The sequence below is a fragment of the Haloferax sp. KTX1 genome (assembly GCF_902410085.1).
Classification (GTDB): Archaea; Halobacteriota; Halobacteria; order Halobacteriales; family Haloferacaceae; genus Haloferax; species Haloferax massiliensis.
Genome location: NZ_CABPRH010000004.1, coordinates 111,050 through 125,610, shown reverse-complemented (window position 1 = coordinate 125,610; position 14,561 = coordinate 111,050). Strand labels below are relative to the sequence as shown.

The 14,561-nt window shown below is 66.1% G+C and carries 21 protein-coding genes and 3 tRNA genes; 8 read left to right on the top strand and 16 right to left on the bottom strand.

Annotated features, from left to right (window positions below):
- Positions 1–2 precede the first annotated feature (2 nt).
- The 11 genes from FY251_RS08695 to FY251_RS08645 all read right to left on the bottom strand — a co-directional run bounded on the left by FY251_RS08695 (position 3) and on the right by FY251_RS08645 (position 4,125).
- A complete protein-coding gene (locus FY251_RS08695; RefSeq protein ID WP_004043021.1) occupies positions 3–179 on the bottom strand; it encodes a DNA-directed RNA polymerase subunit K in 177 nt (58 codons plus the stop codon).
- The gene (locus tag FY251_RS08690; RefSeq protein ID WP_004061330.1) at positions 176–370 is read right to left on the bottom strand and encodes a DNA-directed RNA polymerase subunit N; all 195 of its coding nucleotides are present in this window, start codon (positions 368–370) and stop codon (positions 176–178) included. The genes FY251_RS08695 and FY251_RS08690 overlap by 4 nt, the downstream gene beginning before the upstream one ends.
- A gap of 12 nt (positions 371–382) precedes the next feature.
- The gene (locus tag FY251_RS08685; RefSeq protein ID WP_004969360.1) at positions 383–781 is read right to left on the bottom strand and encodes a 30S ribosomal protein S9; all 399 of its coding nucleotides are present in this window, start codon (positions 779–781) and stop codon (positions 383–385) included.
- Positions 775–1,212 carry a 50S ribosomal protein L13 gene (locus tag FY251_RS08680; RefSeq protein ID WP_004974520.1) on the bottom strand — a complete coding sequence of 146 codons (438 nt, stop codon included), beginning with the start codon at positions 1,210–1,212 and terminating at the stop codon, positions 775–777. The genes FY251_RS08685 and FY251_RS08680 overlap by 7 nt, the downstream gene beginning before the upstream one ends.
- On the bottom strand, positions 1,209–1,559 hold the full coding sequence (locus FY251_RS08675) for a 50S ribosomal protein L18e (RefSeq protein ID WP_004043025.1): 351 nt from the start codon (positions 1,557–1,559) through the stop codon (positions 1,209–1,211). The genes FY251_RS08680 and FY251_RS08675 overlap by 4 nt, the downstream gene beginning before the upstream one ends.
- 26 nt (positions 1,560–1,585) lie before the next feature.
- Positions 1,586–1,670, bottom strand: a tRNA-Leu gene (locus FY251_RS08670).
- Positions 1,671–1,814: 144 nt separating this feature from the next.
- The gene (locus FY251_RS08665; RefSeq protein WP_089777465.1) at positions 1,815–2,594 is read right to left on the bottom strand and encodes a DNA-directed RNA polymerase subunit D; all 780 of its coding nucleotides are present in this window, start codon (positions 2,592–2,594) and stop codon (positions 1,815–1,817) included.
- Positions 2,595–2,600: 6 nt separating this feature from the next.
- The gene (locus FY251_RS08660; protein WP_004043027.1) at positions 2,601–2,993 is read right to left on the bottom strand and encodes a 30S ribosomal protein S11; all 393 of its coding nucleotides are present in this window, start codon (positions 2,991–2,993) and stop codon (positions 2,601–2,603) included.
- Complete coding sequence (locus tag FY251_RS08655) at positions 2,990–3,517, bottom strand: 30S ribosomal protein S4 (protein WP_004043028.1); 528 nt, start codon at positions 3,515–3,517, stop codon at positions 2,990–2,992. Before FY251_RS08655 ends, FY251_RS08660 begins: the two co-directional genes overlap by 4 nt.
- Positions 3,514–4,017, bottom strand: coding sequence for a 30S ribosomal protein S13 (locus FY251_RS08650; protein ID WP_148414359.1), 504 nt, complete (start codon positions 4,015–4,017; stop codon positions 3,514–3,516). Before FY251_RS08650 ends, FY251_RS08655 begins: the two co-directional genes overlap by 4 nt.
- A 23-nt stretch (positions 4,018–4,040) precedes the next feature.
- Positions 4,041–4,125 (bottom strand) — tRNA-Ser (locus FY251_RS08645).
- A gap of 206 nt (positions 4,126–4,331) precedes the next feature.
- Between FY251_RS08645 and FY251_RS08640 the strand changes: the two genes are divergently transcribed.
- Positions 4,332–4,679, top strand: coding sequence for a co-chaperone YbbN (locus FY251_RS08640; protein WP_148414358.1), 348 nt, complete (start codon positions 4,332–4,334; stop codon positions 4,677–4,679).
- Between the two features lie 65 nt (positions 4,680–4,744).
- Here FY251_RS08640 and FY251_RS08635 read toward each other — a convergent pair whose 3' ends face one another.
- The 3 genes from FY251_RS08635 to moaA all read right to left on the bottom strand — a co-directional run bounded on the left by FY251_RS08635 (position 4,745) and on the right by moaA (position 7,332).
- Positions 4,745–5,218: a zinc ribbon domain-containing protein gene (locus FY251_RS08635; protein ID WP_148414357.1), complete on the bottom strand. Its 474-nt coding sequence runs from the start codon at positions 5,216–5,218 to the stop codon at positions 4,745–4,747.
- Between the two features lie 185 nt (positions 5,219–5,403).
- Positions 5,404–6,315: a universal stress protein gene (locus FY251_RS08630; RefSeq protein ID WP_148414356.1), complete on the bottom strand. Its 912-nt coding sequence runs from the start codon at positions 6,313–6,315 to the stop codon at positions 5,404–5,406.
- Between the two features lie 54 nt (positions 6,316–6,369).
- A complete protein-coding gene (gene moaA, locus FY251_RS08625) occupies positions 6,370–7,332 on the bottom strand; it encodes a GTP 3',8-cyclase MoaA (protein ID WP_148414355.1) in 963 nt (320 codons plus the stop codon).
- 234 nt (positions 7,333–7,566) lie between these two features.
- Here moaA and FY251_RS08620 point away from each other — a divergent pair, with 234 nt between their 5' ends.
- The 5 genes from FY251_RS08620 (at position 7,567) to FY251_RS08600 (ending at position 10,705) form a co-directional block, all read left to right on the top strand.
- The gene (locus FY251_RS08620; RefSeq protein ID WP_148414354.1) at positions 7,567–8,607 is read left to right on the top strand and encodes an Mrp/NBP35 family ATP-binding protein; all 1,041 of its coding nucleotides are present in this window, start codon (positions 7,567–7,569) and stop codon (positions 8,605–8,607) included.
- Positions 8,604–8,885 carry a hypothetical protein gene (locus tag FY251_RS08615; protein ID WP_148414353.1) on the top strand — a complete coding sequence of 94 codons (282 nt, stop codon included), beginning with the start codon at positions 8,604–8,606 and terminating at the stop codon, positions 8,883–8,885. The genes FY251_RS08620 and FY251_RS08615 overlap by 4 nt, the downstream gene beginning before the upstream one ends.
- A 217-nt stretch (positions 8,886–9,102) precedes the next feature.
- Positions 9,103–9,738, top strand: coding sequence for a uracil-DNA glycosylase family protein (locus FY251_RS08610; RefSeq protein WP_148414352.1), 636 nt, complete (start codon positions 9,103–9,105; stop codon positions 9,736–9,738).
- Positions 9,739–9,819: 81 nt separating this feature from the next.
- Positions 9,820–10,575 carry a hypothetical protein gene (locus FY251_RS08605; protein WP_148414351.1) on the top strand — a complete coding sequence of 252 codons (756 nt, stop codon included), beginning with the start codon at positions 9,820–9,822 and terminating at the stop codon, positions 10,573–10,575.
- 46 nt (positions 10,576–10,621) lie between these two features.
- Positions 10,622–10,705 (top strand) — tRNA-Ser (locus tag FY251_RS08600).
- Positions 10,706–11,053: 348 nt separating this feature from the next.
- Here the strand turns inward: FY251_RS08600 and FY251_RS08595 are convergent.
- Positions 11,054–11,785: a GNAT family N-acetyltransferase gene (locus tag FY251_RS08595; RefSeq protein WP_148414350.1), complete on the bottom strand. Its 732-nt coding sequence runs from the start codon at positions 11,783–11,785 to the stop codon at positions 11,054–11,056.
- A 147-nt stretch (positions 11,786–11,932) separates the two neighbouring features.
- Between FY251_RS08595 and FY251_RS08590 the strand changes: the two genes are divergently transcribed.
- Positions 11,933–12,253 carry a DUF5785 family protein gene (locus FY251_RS08590; RefSeq protein ID WP_089777476.1) on the top strand — a complete coding sequence of 107 codons (321 nt, stop codon included), beginning with the start codon at positions 11,933–11,935 and terminating at the stop codon, positions 12,251–12,253.
- Between the two features lie 36 nt (positions 12,254–12,289).
- On the opposite strand, the gene udk is transcribed toward FY251_RS08590, so the two are convergent.
- Complete coding sequence (gene udk, locus FY251_RS08585) at positions 12,290–12,985, bottom strand: uridine kinase (protein WP_089777477.1); 696 nt, start codon at positions 12,983–12,985, stop codon at positions 12,290–12,292.
- 186 nt (positions 12,986–13,171) lie between these two features.
- Between udk and FY251_RS08580 the strand changes: the two genes are divergently transcribed.
- Positions 13,172–14,485: an ABC transporter substrate-binding protein gene (locus FY251_RS08580; RefSeq protein WP_148414349.1), complete on the top strand. Its 1,314-nt coding sequence runs from the start codon at positions 13,172–13,174 to the stop codon at positions 14,483–14,485.
- Positions 14,486–14,561 lie beyond the last annotated feature (76 nt).

Below are 14,561 nucleotides of genomic sequence, written 5' to 3'. Positions count from 1 at the left end.
TGTCACTTACCCTCTCGTTTGACGGTGAACGGAAGTACACCTGCGTCGTACTCCTCGGCAGCGATTAATATCGGTTCTGTCTGTTCCGAATCGACGAGAACCGGTGCCCCGTAGGAGACCTGCAGCGCTCGCGCGCCGAGGATGCGTGCCTTCTCGTATCGGTTGTACCGTTGCATCATTGGTAGGGGGATACGACGTCCACGAGGTCCTTGTGCGACACCATCATCCGCCGGCAGCAGGCACGCGTGACCCCGAGGTCGTCGAGGACGTCAGCGGGGTCCTCGTCTCCCTCGCGAGCACGGGCTTTGAACTCGTCCCAGTGTTCGCCGATCACTGTGCCGCAGGTGAAACACCGGACGGGAATCATCATGGTTAGATCACCTCAGCGGTAGGACTTCTGGTAACGAGCGCGCGCGCCCGGTCCGCCCCACTTCTTGGGTTCGGATTGGCGAACGTCGTTGACCAGAAGCGAGCGGTCGAACTCCATGTACGCGTCGCGAAGCTCCGCGTCGTTCAGGTGCTGCACCAGCCCACGAGCGAGCGCGGTGCGGACTGCGTCGGCCTGACCGGCCACGCCGCCGCCGTTGACGCGCACGTCGATATCGACCTGCGAGCGGAGGTCCTCGCCTGCGATGCGGAACGGCTCCAGCATCTTGAGGCGGGCCATCTCCGGCTCGACCAGCTCGACCGGCTGGGAGTTGATTCGGACTCGACCCTCGCCCTCGCGCACGGTGGCGCGGGCGATTGCGGTCTTCTTCTTACCGGACGTGTTCGTTACCATGTGACGTTAGCACCCAGCTTCTCGGAGACCTCTCCGAGCGAGATGAACTTGATGTTCGAAAGGCGGTCCAGCGAGGTGTCTTCGAGCATCTCGCCGTCTTCGTCGTACGGATTGCCGACGTAGACGCGGACGTTCGAGAGCGCCTCGCGGCCGCGGGGCTTCTTGTACGGAAGCATGCCGCGAATGGCACGCTTGAAGATGCGGTCGGGACGCTTCGGGTAGTACGGACCCTGGTCCGAACCGACTTCGACGCGCTTTCTGTACTTGGCCATCACGTCCTGTTCCGAGCCCGTGATGACGGCGTCTTCCGCGTTGACGACGGCGACCGTCTCGCCCGCGAGGGCGCGCTGTGCGACCTCCGAGGCGACGCGGCCGACGATGCAGTTTCGAGCGTCGACGACGACGTCTGCGTCGAATTCTGCGAGGCTCATCGGATCACCCGTACGTTGGACCCGTCGGGGTTCTGTTCAGCGAGTTGTTCTAGCGTCACGGTGTCGCCGACCTGCTCGATCTTCTTTCGAGCGGTGGACGAGAAGTCCACGGCCGCGACTGTGACGTTCTTCTGCAGCACACCGCTACCCAGCACCTTGCCGGGCACGACGACGGTCTCGTCTTCCTGAGCGTATCGTTCGATACGACCAAGGTTGACTTCCGCGTGGGTGCGCCGTGGCTTTTCGAGACGGTCCGCGACATCCTGCCAGACGTTGGCACCGGACTCACGCGAGACCGCCTTCAGCTCGGCGATGAGACTGTTGAGTCTCGGGTTCGTCTTACTCATTGTCTACCTCCAGAGAGAAAGCGGAGTGCAGGGAGCAGGATTTGAACCTGCGGACTCCTATGAGACAGCGCCCTGAACGCTGCGCCGTTGGCCAGACTTGGCTATCCCTGCAAGCATTCCGCTGTACTTCATGCCCCGTAAAAACACCTTCGGTCCGACCCGCCGCCGTGAGGGAGTCACACGCCACGCTATCGGTGGCCGTGACGCCTCGCGGGGCGGGCGAACGTCGGTGTTGAGACGGGGCAGCGTTCATTCTTACAGTGCGACCTTCTCTTCGAGTTCGGCCGCGCGGTCGCCCAAGGAGGCGACGGCGCGCGTCACGAGCTCGTCGACGTCGAACGAACCGTCCGTCTCCACGCTGAAGACGAACGCTCCGGGCACGTCGTGTACTTCGACCTCTTTACCGGGGTACCGCTCCGTCAGGTCGTTGCCGAACGTCTCCGTCGCGACGAGGTCGCCGTCCGCGGCGTCCCCCTCGGCGTGCTCCGCCGCGGCCTCTTCGATGACGCCGCGGAGGATGTTCGGCTCCTGTTCATCGAACTCGCCGGCGTCGCCGACGACCTCCACGCGCTGGAGGTGTCGGTAGCCGACGGCGACCCCGCCTTGGTTCTTGGCGTGGTCCTTTCCGTAACCGAGGACGGCGTCGGCCTCAAATTCGAGGCGCTGGCCCTCCTTCAGCTCGATAATGGGGATGTTCTCGTCCGCCGGGACGACCATGTCGTCCGCGGATTCGATGTCCCCGGAGTAGGCGGTTGCCGGCCCGTCGACTTCGAGCGCGACGGTGACGGTGTCACCGGGCTCGAAGTCGTCGAGGGGCGTGGTCAACGGAACCAGACCGAGACGAAGCCCGATCATCTCGTCGAACATGACCGAGGTGTTCTCCACGAACCGAACGGTGTCGATGGAGAACGTCGGCACGTCGGCGACCATCGCCCGGCGAATGCCGTTGGCTAGCGCCGGGGTCAGACCGCGCGCGACGAAACGGGCGCGTCGGTCTTCGCGTTCGATGAACTCGACCTGGAAGTCGTTTACCATGGTGTGTTAGAGTCGGCTGTTTTTCGGCGCGCGAGTTCCGTCGTGCGGAATCGGCGTCACGTCCTCGATGCGACCGATTTCGAGACCGGCGCGAGCGAGGGCGCGAATCGTTGCCTGTGCGCCGGGTCCGGGGCTCTTGTTACCGTTGCCACCGGGACCGCGAACGCGGACGTGCAGACCGGCGATGCCCGCCGCCTTGATCTGGTCGGCGACGCTCTCTGCCATCTGCATGGCCGCGTACGGAGATGCCTCGTCACGGTTCTGCTTGACGACGGAACCGCCGGACGACTTGACGATCGTCTCGGCGCCCGTGATGTCGGTCACCGTGATGAGCGTGTTGTTGAACGATGCGTGAACGTGGGCGATGCCCCACTTGTCACCGGTTTCGGATTCGCTCATTCTTGGGCCTCCGCGCGCTCAGGGTGCAGTTCGTCCGCGAGCTTCGACGTCTCGTCGAACGCCACGGTGTCCTCTTCGTCGACCTCGACCTTGCGGGAGGGGACGGTCGTCCGCGCACCGTCGACGGTCACGTGACCGTGGACGATGAACTGACGGGCCTGCTGGGGCGTCTGTGCGAGCCCCTTGCGGTAGGCGACCGTCTGGAACCGACGTTCGAGGATGTCGGTCACGTCGAGACGCAGCGTCTGGGAGATATCGTCCTCCGCAGAGAGGATGCCGTAGCGGCGCATGCGCGCCATGAACTCGGCACCGAGCGACTCGGCTTCTTCGACGTCACCCTGGGCCTCGCCGAGGAGGCGTCGCGCCTCGCGGCGGAGGTTGCGCAGTTCGGACTGCGCGCGCCAGAGTTCTTCCTTGTTCTTGAGACCGTACCGAGAGAGGAGGTCCGATTCCTGCGCGATGCGCTCGCCCTGGAACGGGTGGTTCGGGGTCTCGTAGAACTTGGTGTTGTTACCCGTCGTCATTCTTCAGCCTGCGCCTCCTTGATCTCCTCGACGTTGACACCGATGGTGCCTTCGGTACGTCCAGTGGACTTCGTCCGCTGGCCGCGAACCTTCTGGCCGCGCTGGTGTCGAACGCCCTTGTAGGAGCTGATCATCTTCATGCGGTTGATATCATGCCGCCGCTTCTCTTCGAGGTCCGAACCCGTGATGTGGTCGGTGTCACCGGAGAAGAAGTCCTTCCGTCGGTTTGCCATCCACTCGGGGGCGTGGTCCTCGAAGTTCTCGACGACATCGACAACGGAGTCGATCTCGTCTTCGGGGAGCTTACCGAACAGCGCCGTTCGGTTCACTTCCGCGGCGTCGGCGATGATGCGCGCTGTGCGCTTGCCGATACCCTTCATGTCCGTCAGACTGCGCTCTACCGTCTTCGTTCCGTCAAGGTCGGTCTGACCAATTCGGATGAAGTAACGGAGGTCCTCTTCCTCCTCCGGAGAGCCGTCCTGTGGTTCTTCTGCACTCATGACTTTGGAAGTCGTGTTGTGAGCGTTGCGGCGGGGATTCGAACCCCGGGGGCTTGACGCCACTGAGTTAGCAACCCAGCGCCTTGGGCCAGGCTTGGCTACCGCAACACTTCGGTCGTGTTAGTTTCGCCCTTCCGGACTCGGGGACGACATTCCCCTACATCGATTGCATCCGTTACGAGACGGGGGCATTACTTAAACATCACGAAAGGGACCTCGCGTGACAGCCCGAGTCACCGCCGCTCGCCGCCGAACTGTGGCGTGTTACACAATCTCACCAAAATCATAATAACTGCGGTTACGTATTCTCCCCAATGAGTTCGACAGAGCCCGCGACCGCGCCGACGAAGCCCGTGCGAATCGACACCGTCGAGGAGCTCGACGCCCTCGTGGCCGAACACGACCGCGTCCTCCTCGACATCTACACCAAGGGCTGTACGCTGTGCCAGAGCATCGAACCCGTCCTCGGCAACGTCTCGAAAGCCACCGACGTGGTCGTCGCGATGCTGAACCCGCAGACGGATATGTCGGTCGCGGAGCGGTACACGATTCGGAGCGTTCCGACGCTCCTCCTGTTCGAGGACGGCGACCTCGTCGACCGCCTCGCCGACGGCTTCCAAGGGGCGCAGGCGGTCGTCGACTTCGTCGAGAAAGAGCGGTAAGGTCGGGTCGCGTCGGTTCGGCGCGGCCTCCGCGGGGGCACTCTTTCGACCCCGCGGTGGCAGTCTCAGCGGTCGGTCGGTTCGTCGAGGCGGGTCGTACACCAGTGACAGAAGTCGATGTCGGCGTCGACCTCGCGGCCGCACTCGGGGCACGTGACGGCGTCTGCTTCGGGGTCGGCGACGGTCGCCGTCGAGGCGTCGGTGTCGGCGTCTTCGGCGGCGGAGCGGTCGGCCTGCGCCTGCGCTTCGGCGGCCTGCCGCAGGCCGAGGAAGAAGGCGTCGAGGACGCTCGCGAAGCTCACCGCGAGGATGGGCGCCAGTTCCCTGAGCACCGCGGCGAACTCCGACGGCGGGATGGTCGCACCGCCGGTCAGCGGGTCGAACGCCTCCGGCGGAACGAACACCGCGGACACCGCGAACGTGAGAAGCACCCAGAGCGCGGCCCGCCGCCAGCGTCGCAGATACAGATGTCCGAGCCCCGTGAGTATGAGGCCGAGTATCGCGGCGAGCCAGGGGCGGTGTTTCGTGAGTGCGGACATACGTGGATTGGGTTGGTTCTCGCTCATGAGAGTTCCGTTCGTGAGACGCGGCGAGCGAACGCGGTCGCGCGTCCGCCTCTGACGCCGAGCGACCGAACGCACATGGACACGTGAACCGACGTGGAGCGGACACATAAAGTGAGCCACGCGAACCGGCGCGGCGCTTCCGAAACAGTCTCAGCGAGTTATCGTCGCCCGGGCGAGTCGATGGTATCGCCGTCGCCCGCGCTCGGAACGACGAGCGCCGGAACCCCGACGTGGCGGACGATTCGCCCGGCAACGGTTCTCGCGGTGGGGTCTCCGCCGCCCTGAGCCTCATCGCCCCCGTTGACGCCGATGACGACCGCATCGGCTCCCGTCCGTTCGACGTGCGCCAGCAGTTCGGCCGCGGGAACGCCAGTTCGGACGGTCCCGCCGGACTCGACGGCGTCTCTCGCGGCCGCGGCGGCGACGGCGTTCACGCGGCCTCTCGCCTCGGTTTCGAGCGTCCGGCGCGTGTCGGGCGACGCCGTCTCGACGGCGCGCTCGTCGACGACCGCGAGCGGTTCGAGCGTCCCGCGAGTCGCCGCGGCGATGCGGCGAGCGAGCGTTGCGGCCGGCTCCGCCGAGGGCACGTCGTCGGCGGCGAAGAGCGCAATCCGTCGGTACGTCGGCTGGGGTGACGCCGCCGGAACCACGAGCGTCGGAGCCGTCGGTGCGTCGAGGACGCGCTCGGCGACCGACCCGACGAGGAACCGACCGGGGCCGGACCGGCCGTGGCGGCCGAGGACGAGCAGGTCGCCGTCGCCGACGGCGCGGTCGACCGCGGTCGCGGCCGGACCGCCGACGACTGCCGAGGTCAGACGAACGCCGGCGAGGAGCGCCCGACGGGTGACCGCGCCCACCGCCTCTTCCGCTTCGACGGCGGCGCTGGCGGACGGCGCGGCGGTCTCGGTTCCGGTCGCCTCGGTCGCGGGTGCCGGTGGCACACCGGTCGCGGAGACGACGTGGAGCGGCGCGTCGAGGACGCCGGCGAGAAACAGCGCGTGGGCCGCGGCGGTCGCCGCGGGGGCGCTTCCGTCCGTCGCGAGGACCACCCGCTCGGCGGTGACAGTCATGCGCACCGAGAGGTCGCCGGAGGAGAAAAGCTCGCGCGTCGGGTCGACCGACGCTCAGGCCCCGATGTACTCTTCGTTGATGGTCCAACCGTCGTCGCCGTCGCGGACGAGGTACTCGCCGTAGTACGGCACGCGGTTGGCGACGACCGCCTCGAACGTCTCGCGGATGTCCTCGCGCGTCATCTCGCCCATCGAGCGCAGGTCGTCGTTGCGGTTGAGACAGCCCTTCAGGTATCCCTCGTGCGTCACGCGCACGCGGTGGCAGTTGGCGCAGAACTCGGGGTTCTCGACGGGGTCGACGATTTCGACCATGCCCTTGCCGACGTAGTAGCGGCGGCGGTGGTGCATGTCGCGGACCTCCACCTCGTCGGCGAGGTCGGCCAGCCACCGGTGGACGCGCTCGATGTCGATGTTCCACTCCGGGCGACCCGTCAGCTCGGGCATGTACTGGATGAGTTGGAGCTGTAGCCCCTCGTTTTCGGCGACGTACTCGACCATCTCCTCGACGTGGCCGGCGGTCTTCGTGAACACGACCATGTTGAGCTTCACGGGCGTGAGACCGGCGTCGACCGCGGCCTTGACGCCCTCCATCACCTTGTCGTACGCGCCGGACTTGGTGATTTGCGCGAACGCCTCGGGGTCGAGGGCGTCCTGCGAGACGTTCACGCGGTCGAGGCCGGCCGCGACGAGGTCCTCGGCGCGGTCGCCGAGGAACGTCCCGTTGGTGGTCAACGAGGTCTCCATCGAGTCCGGCGTCCGCCGGATAATCTCTTCGAGGTCCGCGCGGAGCATCGGCTCGCCGCCGGTGAACTTCACCTTCTCGACGCCGTACTCCTCGACGACTTCGAGAAAGCGGACCACGTCGTCGGCGCTCATCTCCTCGTCGGAGGCGTCCATCGGCCCGCGGGTGTCGCCCAGTCCCTCGTTGTGGCAGTAGACGCAGTCGAAGTTACACCGGTCGGTCAGAGAGATTCGAACGCCAGTTACCTCGCGGCCGAAGTCGTCCACCAGCACCATATACCGAATCCTGGGAGTGTACGTTGATAAATTCGCTGTCGATAGCCGGGGCGTGGTAACCGTATTTCGTTACGGCCGCGACGTCTCGAAGTCGGTGTCGATTCGGTCGGCGACGCACCGACGGCAGTCGGAGGCCGACGCGGGCCGCACGCTGGCCGGGTCGGTAACGGCGACCGTCACCGCGCGACGAGACCTTACAAAACCCTTATCGGCCGCACCGCCGGAGTGACGGACATGGACGAAGCCGACGTACGCGACCGCTTGCGGTCGGTCGAGGACCCCGACCTCGGAGACGATATCGTCTCGCTCGGACTGGTGAACGCCGTCGAGGTGGACGGCGACACCGCCCGCATCTCGCTCGCGCTCGGTGCCCCGTACTCCCCGGCGGAGACGGACATCGGCCGTCGAATCCGCGAGGTGCTCGCCGAGGACGGACTGGAGGCCGACCTCACCGCCAAAGTCCCGACCGACCGCGACCCCGACGAGGAGGTGCTCCCCGGCGTGAAGAACATCGTCGCCGTCGCCTCCGGGAAGGGCGGCGTCGGGAAGTCGACGGTCGCCGTGAACCTCGCAGCGGGCCTCTCGAAGCTCGGCGCGCGCGTCGGCCTGTTCGACGCCGACATCTACGGACCGAACGTCCCGCGGATGGTCGCCGCCGAGGAAGCGCCGCAGGCGACCCAAGACCAGACCATCGTCCCGCCAGAGAAGTACGGGATGAAGCTCATGTCGATGGCCTTCCTCGTCGGCGACGACGACCCGGTCATCTGGCGCGGTCCGATGGTCCACCAGCTTCTCACGCAACTCGTCGAGGACGTGGAGTGGGGCAGCCTCGACTACCTCGTGCTCGACCTGCCGCCGGGCACGGGCGACACCCAACTGTCCATCCTCCAGACGCTCCCGCTCACGGGCGCGGTCATCGTCACGACCCCGCAGAACGTCGCCCTCGACGACGCCAACAAGGGCCTTCGGATGTTCGGCAAGCACGACACGAACGTCCTCGGCATCGTCGAGAACATGAGCACGTTCCGGTGTCCCGACTGCGGGAACCGCCACGACATCTTCGGCGCGGGCGGCGGCCGCGAGTTCGCCGCGTCGAACGACCTGCCGTTCCTCGGGGCGCTCCCGCTCGACCCGGCCGTCCGCGAGGGCGGCGACGGCGGCAAGCCCATCGTCCTCGAAGACGACGACGAGACGGCCGACGCGTTCCGCGTGATGACCGAGAACATCGCCGACATGGTCGGTGTCGTCCAGCGGCGGACCGTCAGCGAGCGATGAGCGACGACGGCCGACCGGACGCCGACGCCGACGACGTCGACTGGGAGATGGCCCCGGACTCGGACGCCGACTTCCCCGCGGACCCCGAGCGCGTCGCGTTCCTCCGCGAAATCGCCGACGACATCTACGGCGAGTCCTCCGAGAGCCGACAGGTGTCGGCCATCCTCTACCGCGTCAGCGACCTCTACGACCCCGACGGCGACACCTCGCCCGAGGAGATATACCTGAACGTCCGTCACATCATGGACATCAAGGCCCAAGGCGGCATCGACCGCTGAAGCGTTCGAAACCACGTCTCCCAAGCCCCCGACGGGCGTCCGCCATCGGACGTTCACTTCCGCTTTCTTCGAGTCCGTGATTCGACCGCCAGCGTCGCCGCCGGCGACTCATCCGCCCGGTCGCCCCGTGTTCACTTTCACCACGGACTGGTGGTCGGACGAACTGAGAACCTGCGCCGACCGGGCGGGTTTTGGTTCCGGAGCCGAATTCGGGAGTGTGGACGCACACCAACGTCAGTTCCGGAACCCCTTCTCGATGGACACCGACTGCACGAACTGCTCGGCGCTCTGCGAGACGCGCGAGCGGGTCGTTCACGGCTACGGCGACGTGGGCGCGGAGTTCCTGTTCGTCGGCGAGGCTCCGACCGCGGCCGCGGAGCGGACGGGCGTTCCCTTCACCGGCGACGAGGCCGGCCGGCGCGTCCAGCGCGTCCTCGGCGACCTCGGGTTCGTCCGGTCCGACCCGGACGCCGACGAGCCGGACGTGCAGAACGTCTTTTTCACGTACCTCACGCGCTGTCGCCACCCCGACCGCGGGCCGACGGACGACGAGGTGGCGACCTGCGAGCCCTACCTGAACGCGGAGATTCGGATGATAAACCCGCACATCATCGTCCCCGTCGGACAGGCCGCGCTGGAGGCGCTCGCGTTCGATTACACCACGCGCGCGGCCGACAGCTTCGACGTCGACGCGGAGCACGCGACGACCATCCGCGGCCGCGGCTTCGAACTCGTTCCGATGAAGGAGCCGGAGCGCCTGACCGACGCCGACGCCGACGCCTTCGTCGAACACGTCCGCGAGTCCGTGTTCGGCCGGGACTACCGGCAGACGAAGGGGCGGCAGAGTCGCTGAGGCGGCCCGCCGGGTTCGAGGCGTCCGCGACTGCGCCCCGCAAGCGGCGGGTTCAAGGGTTCCCCGGCGCGAGGGGAGGGTATGACGGTCATCGCCGTACTCGCCGAACCGCCGCGGCCGGGACTGGTGCTTTCGGAACTCGCGGAGACGAGTCCACTCACCGAGTCCGAAGCCGCGGAGCTCTACGCCGCGATGCTCAAAGACGTCTGTATCGCCGTCGAGCGGTCGGGCGGCGACCTCCTCGTCAACTACCGCGCCGAGGACGACATCCCCGACGAGTTCGCCGGGGACCACGACTCGGAGGCCGAGGTTCGGAGCGTCGTCGCCGACGCCCTCGGCGGCACCGACGACGCGCGGTTCGAACCGCAGGTCGGCTCGACGTTCTCCGCCCGCGCGGGCAACACCGTCTCGCACCTCCTCAACGAGGAGGAGGTCCACTCGGTCGCTATCGTCCGCCCGGTCGCGCCGCTTCTCGGCCGCACCCACATCGACAGCGCGGCGATGAAACTCCGGAGCACGCCGGTCGTCCTCGGTCCCTCGACGGAAGGTCGGGTCCACTTCTCGGGCTTCCTCGACCCCATCGACTTCACCGACGCCTACGCCGAGCCGGAAGTCGAGACGCTCGCCGAGCGCGCCGACGACGCGGGCCACGGCCTCGACTACGTCCCGATGTTGCCCGTCCTCGAAACGGGCGCGGACCTCGCGACGGTCGTCCCGATGCTCCGCTCGCGGGTCGAGTCCGAGCGGCTCGTTCCCGAGCACACGACGACGTTCGTCTTCGAGACGGGGCTTCGGGTCGAATCGGCCGACGGCGTGTTGGAACTCGTCCGCGACTGAGCGAAGCGACAACACTTAGGTATCCGACTCAAAATTCCCGTGTGAAGGTGGGATGGCGGAGTGGCCTAACGCGCCTGCCTTGAAAGCAGGTTTCCTCACGGAATCCTGGGTTCAAATCCCAGTCCCACCGCATTCTGACGCGAACAACTCGGCGAGCACCGCGTAGCGTGTGCTCGCCGGCGTGAGCGTCGATTCGGTCAACTTGGATTTGAAGCAGGGAGCGGAGCGAACGACGTGAGCGAAGCGAGTGGGGTTCAAATCCCAGTCCCACCGCATTCTCAGAGAACCGAGACGCGCAGGTTTAGCTGCGCGTCTCCGGTGAACGCGTGACGCGGAGACGGACTGGGATTTGAACGAGACGAGTCGCAGCCCGAGCGGAGCGAGGGACCGTCTCGGCGTTGTTCAAATCCCAGTCCCACCGCACTTACTACGCGACACCAACGACCCCACAAAAAGCGACTAACAGCCCCCGACCAACTCAGAACTGATACGCCATCATCACCTCGTCGACGTGTTCGTCGCCGATGGTGTAGTGGTCTCTGCGAATCGCCTCGGTCTCCCAGTCGTGGTCGCCGAGGAACTCCAGCGCGCGGTCGTTCGTCATCGGAACGCTGTTGTACACCTTCCGGAAGCCGTTGGCCTCGGCCCAGTCGAGGCCGCGACGAAGCAGGAGGCTCCCGATGCCCGACCCTCGGAAGTCCTCCTTGACGCCGACGGTCTGTTGGGCGGTCTCGCGGATGCGCGACACCTGCGGGAGGTCGAGGTGCGTCCAGCCGACCACCTCCTCGCCGATGGTGGCGACGAAGAACACGCGGGACTCGACGCGGTTGTGGCGCGTGACCGCCTCGTCGTAGAGGAGCTGTTCGGCGATGGTCTCGGCGACGACGTACGTCTCCTCGGAGGTCACGTCGCGAATCGCGTCGATGAGGCCCTCGAAGTCGCGCTGGCGGCCCGGCCGGATGGTGACGACGCCGGCGTCGGTCTCGTGTTCCTCGATAGCGCCCACGTCGAGCGCCAACTGGAGCGTGCCGCCGTCCTCTTCGAGATAGCCGCGGGACTTCAGCCGGTCGAGTTCGCTCCGGAACTCGTCGGAGGGCACGGGAGCGACGTCGAGGAGGACGTTTCGCTTGGCGGTGCCGTGCCGCTCGACGTACTCGTAAATCAGCTTGCTGGCCTCGGATTCGAACGTCGGGCGCTCGGTCGCTCGCATGACTCCAAGAACGATAGTGTGCCACGCGTATATTTCTTGTTCATGGATAGCAAACAGCATAGCCGGCGGCGGCTCGGCCGCGGCGTCCCGCATGACAGATATCAACAGATGCGTAACGGCTTTGAATCGGCCTGCCAACACTCGGGTATGGATTGGCCACACGACCCGGACGGCGAAGAGGGGAGCGAAGGCGGACGCAAGTACGGCCAGGCGGTCATCGCGAAGAAGATCGACGAGGACGAGGACTTCCCGCTGAACAAAGCGGCGTTCGTCGAGGAGTTCGGCGACCACCCCATCCGACTCGACTACGAGCGCGTCGTCTCGCTTTCGGACATCTTCGAGCACGTCGAAGGCGAGGAGTTCGGCGACTTCGTCGAGCTCCACAAGGCCGTCGGCAAGGCGATGCGCGAGAACGGCTTTTGGTTCTACGAGGGCGCAGAGCAGTTCGTCACCGGCAAGAAGGCGTAATCTTCGCGGCCCGGACTTTCGACCCGCGACGGCGAGTTAGTTGCCGGACCCGCGGAACGAGGTCCGCTCTTTGACCTCTCGTTCGATAGCGTCGCGCTCCCACGTGCGCGTCTCGTCGCCCTCCACTTCGGCTTGGACCTTCTCTTCGAGTAGCGTGACCGCGACGCTGTTGGCTCCCTCGGGGATGATGAGGTCGGCGTGCTTCTTCGTCGGCTCGATGAACTGCTCGTGCATCGGCTTGACCGTCGAGAGGTACTGGTCGATGACGCCCTGCAGGTCGCGCCCGCGGTCGATGGCGTCGCGCTGGATGCGCCGGAGGATGCGAACGTCGGCGTCGGTCTCGACGTAGAGCCGGAGGTCGAGCATCTCGTTTACGTCCTCGTCGTAGAGCGCGAGAATCCCTTCGAGGATGATGACGTCGGTCGGCTCGACGGTCTCCCGCTCGGGCTTCCGGTTGTGTATCTCGAAGTCGTACTGGGGCATCTCGACCGCTCTTCCCTCCAGTAACTCCGAGAGCTGTTCGTACAGCAGGTCCCACTCGAACGCGGAGGGGTGGTCGTAGTTCAACTGCTCGCGTTCCGCCATTTCGAGGTGGCTCCGGTCTTTGTAGTAGTTGTCAATCGGAATCCGCGTCACGGACTCGCCGACGTTCTCCGTGATGAGTCGGGCCACGGTGGTCTTTCCGGCACCGCTCCCCCCCGCGATACCGATGACGAACGACGGGATAGTCATTGTCCCAAAGACGCCCGCGAACGGGTTTGAACGCAGCGGTTCGCCGGCTTCACCGCCTTGGTACTTAAAGGAGGATGTGAGGAAGTTTCACGCAACCGATTCTCGCACCGCCGTCGGTCGCAATTATCATGGCTTTTCAAACGCAGGGAGTAAGGCTTATAAGTAGTAGTTGCTATTGCCTTTCACATGGTACGTGATATCGTACGCCGCGACTTCCTCAAGGGAGTGGGAGCCGCGGGCGCGGCAGGCTTGACTGGCTTATCCGGATGCATCGGTGGCGGCGGCGGTGGCGGCGGCCCCGAGGGGCTCGTCGTCATCGGCTACCCCGAAAGCGGTATTCAACTGTTCCGCGACTACTACAGCGCGTCCGACGGGAGCGAGGAGATTCTCGTGCCCGACGGGATGCGCTCCGGGTCGATGCCCGGGCAAGTCGGTAACGACATGGCGAACGTGACCGGGACGGCGCCCGCGGCGGGCGGCCCGAATCAAGACACGTTCAATCAGCTGTTCGAAGACGAGTACGATGCGGCACCGGGCGTCTTCACGTCGCAGACGTACGACTCGGTCGCGATTCAGTTGCTCGCGAACGCCGCCGCCGGGGAGAACTCCGGGCCGGCCATCAAAGATCAGATGCGCCGGATGGCGAACCCCGGCGGGATGACCGTCGGCCCAGACAACCTCGTCGAGGGTATCGAGGCCGCCGCGAACGGCGAAGACATCGACTACCAGGGCGCGTCGTCGTCGGTCAACTTCGACGAGAACGGCGACCCGGCGGAGGCCGCGTACGCCATCTGGACGTTCGACGCCGACAACAACGCGACGAGCCAAGAGGACGTCCAGAGCTTCGAGGGCGAGAACCCGGACGGCTCCGGACCGGCGGCCGACAGCGCCCCCGGCGGTTCCGACCGCGAGATGTCGATCGGTATCCTCCTGCCCGAGACCGGCGACCTCGCGGCCGTCGGTGCGCCGATGATTCAGGCCGGACAGATTCCGGTCATGCAGGTCAACGACGCCAACCCGGCCGGCCTCTCGGTCAACGCGCAGATCGAAGACACCCAGACGTCCCCGGACGCCGGTGTCTCCGCCGCGCAGTCGCTCGTCTCCGCGGGCGTTCCCTCGGTCTGTGGGTCCGCGTCGTCCGGCGTGAACGTCCCCGTCTCACAGCAGGCGTTCATCCCGAACGAAATCGTCGGCTGTTCGCCGTCTTCGACGGCGCTGTCCGTCTCGAACCTCGACGACAACGACTTCATCTTCCGGACCGCGCCCTCGGACTTCCTGCAGGGCCGCGTCATGGCGCAGGTCATGGCCGAGCGCCTCGAAGCCAGTTCGGTCTCGACGCTGTACGTCAACAACGACTACGGCCAGCAGCTCTCCGAACGCTTCGCGAACGTGTTCAGCGACTCGTTCGACGGCGAGGTGTACAACCAAGTCGCGTTCAACATCGGCGAGTCCTCGTACTCCTCGGTCATCGAGACGGCGCTGTCCGGCCCGGAGAACTAACCCGACGACGACCCCGAATTTTCTTTCGTCGCCGCCGACGCGAGCGGCCGCGCCCGGTCGTCGCGCCCGCGTTCCG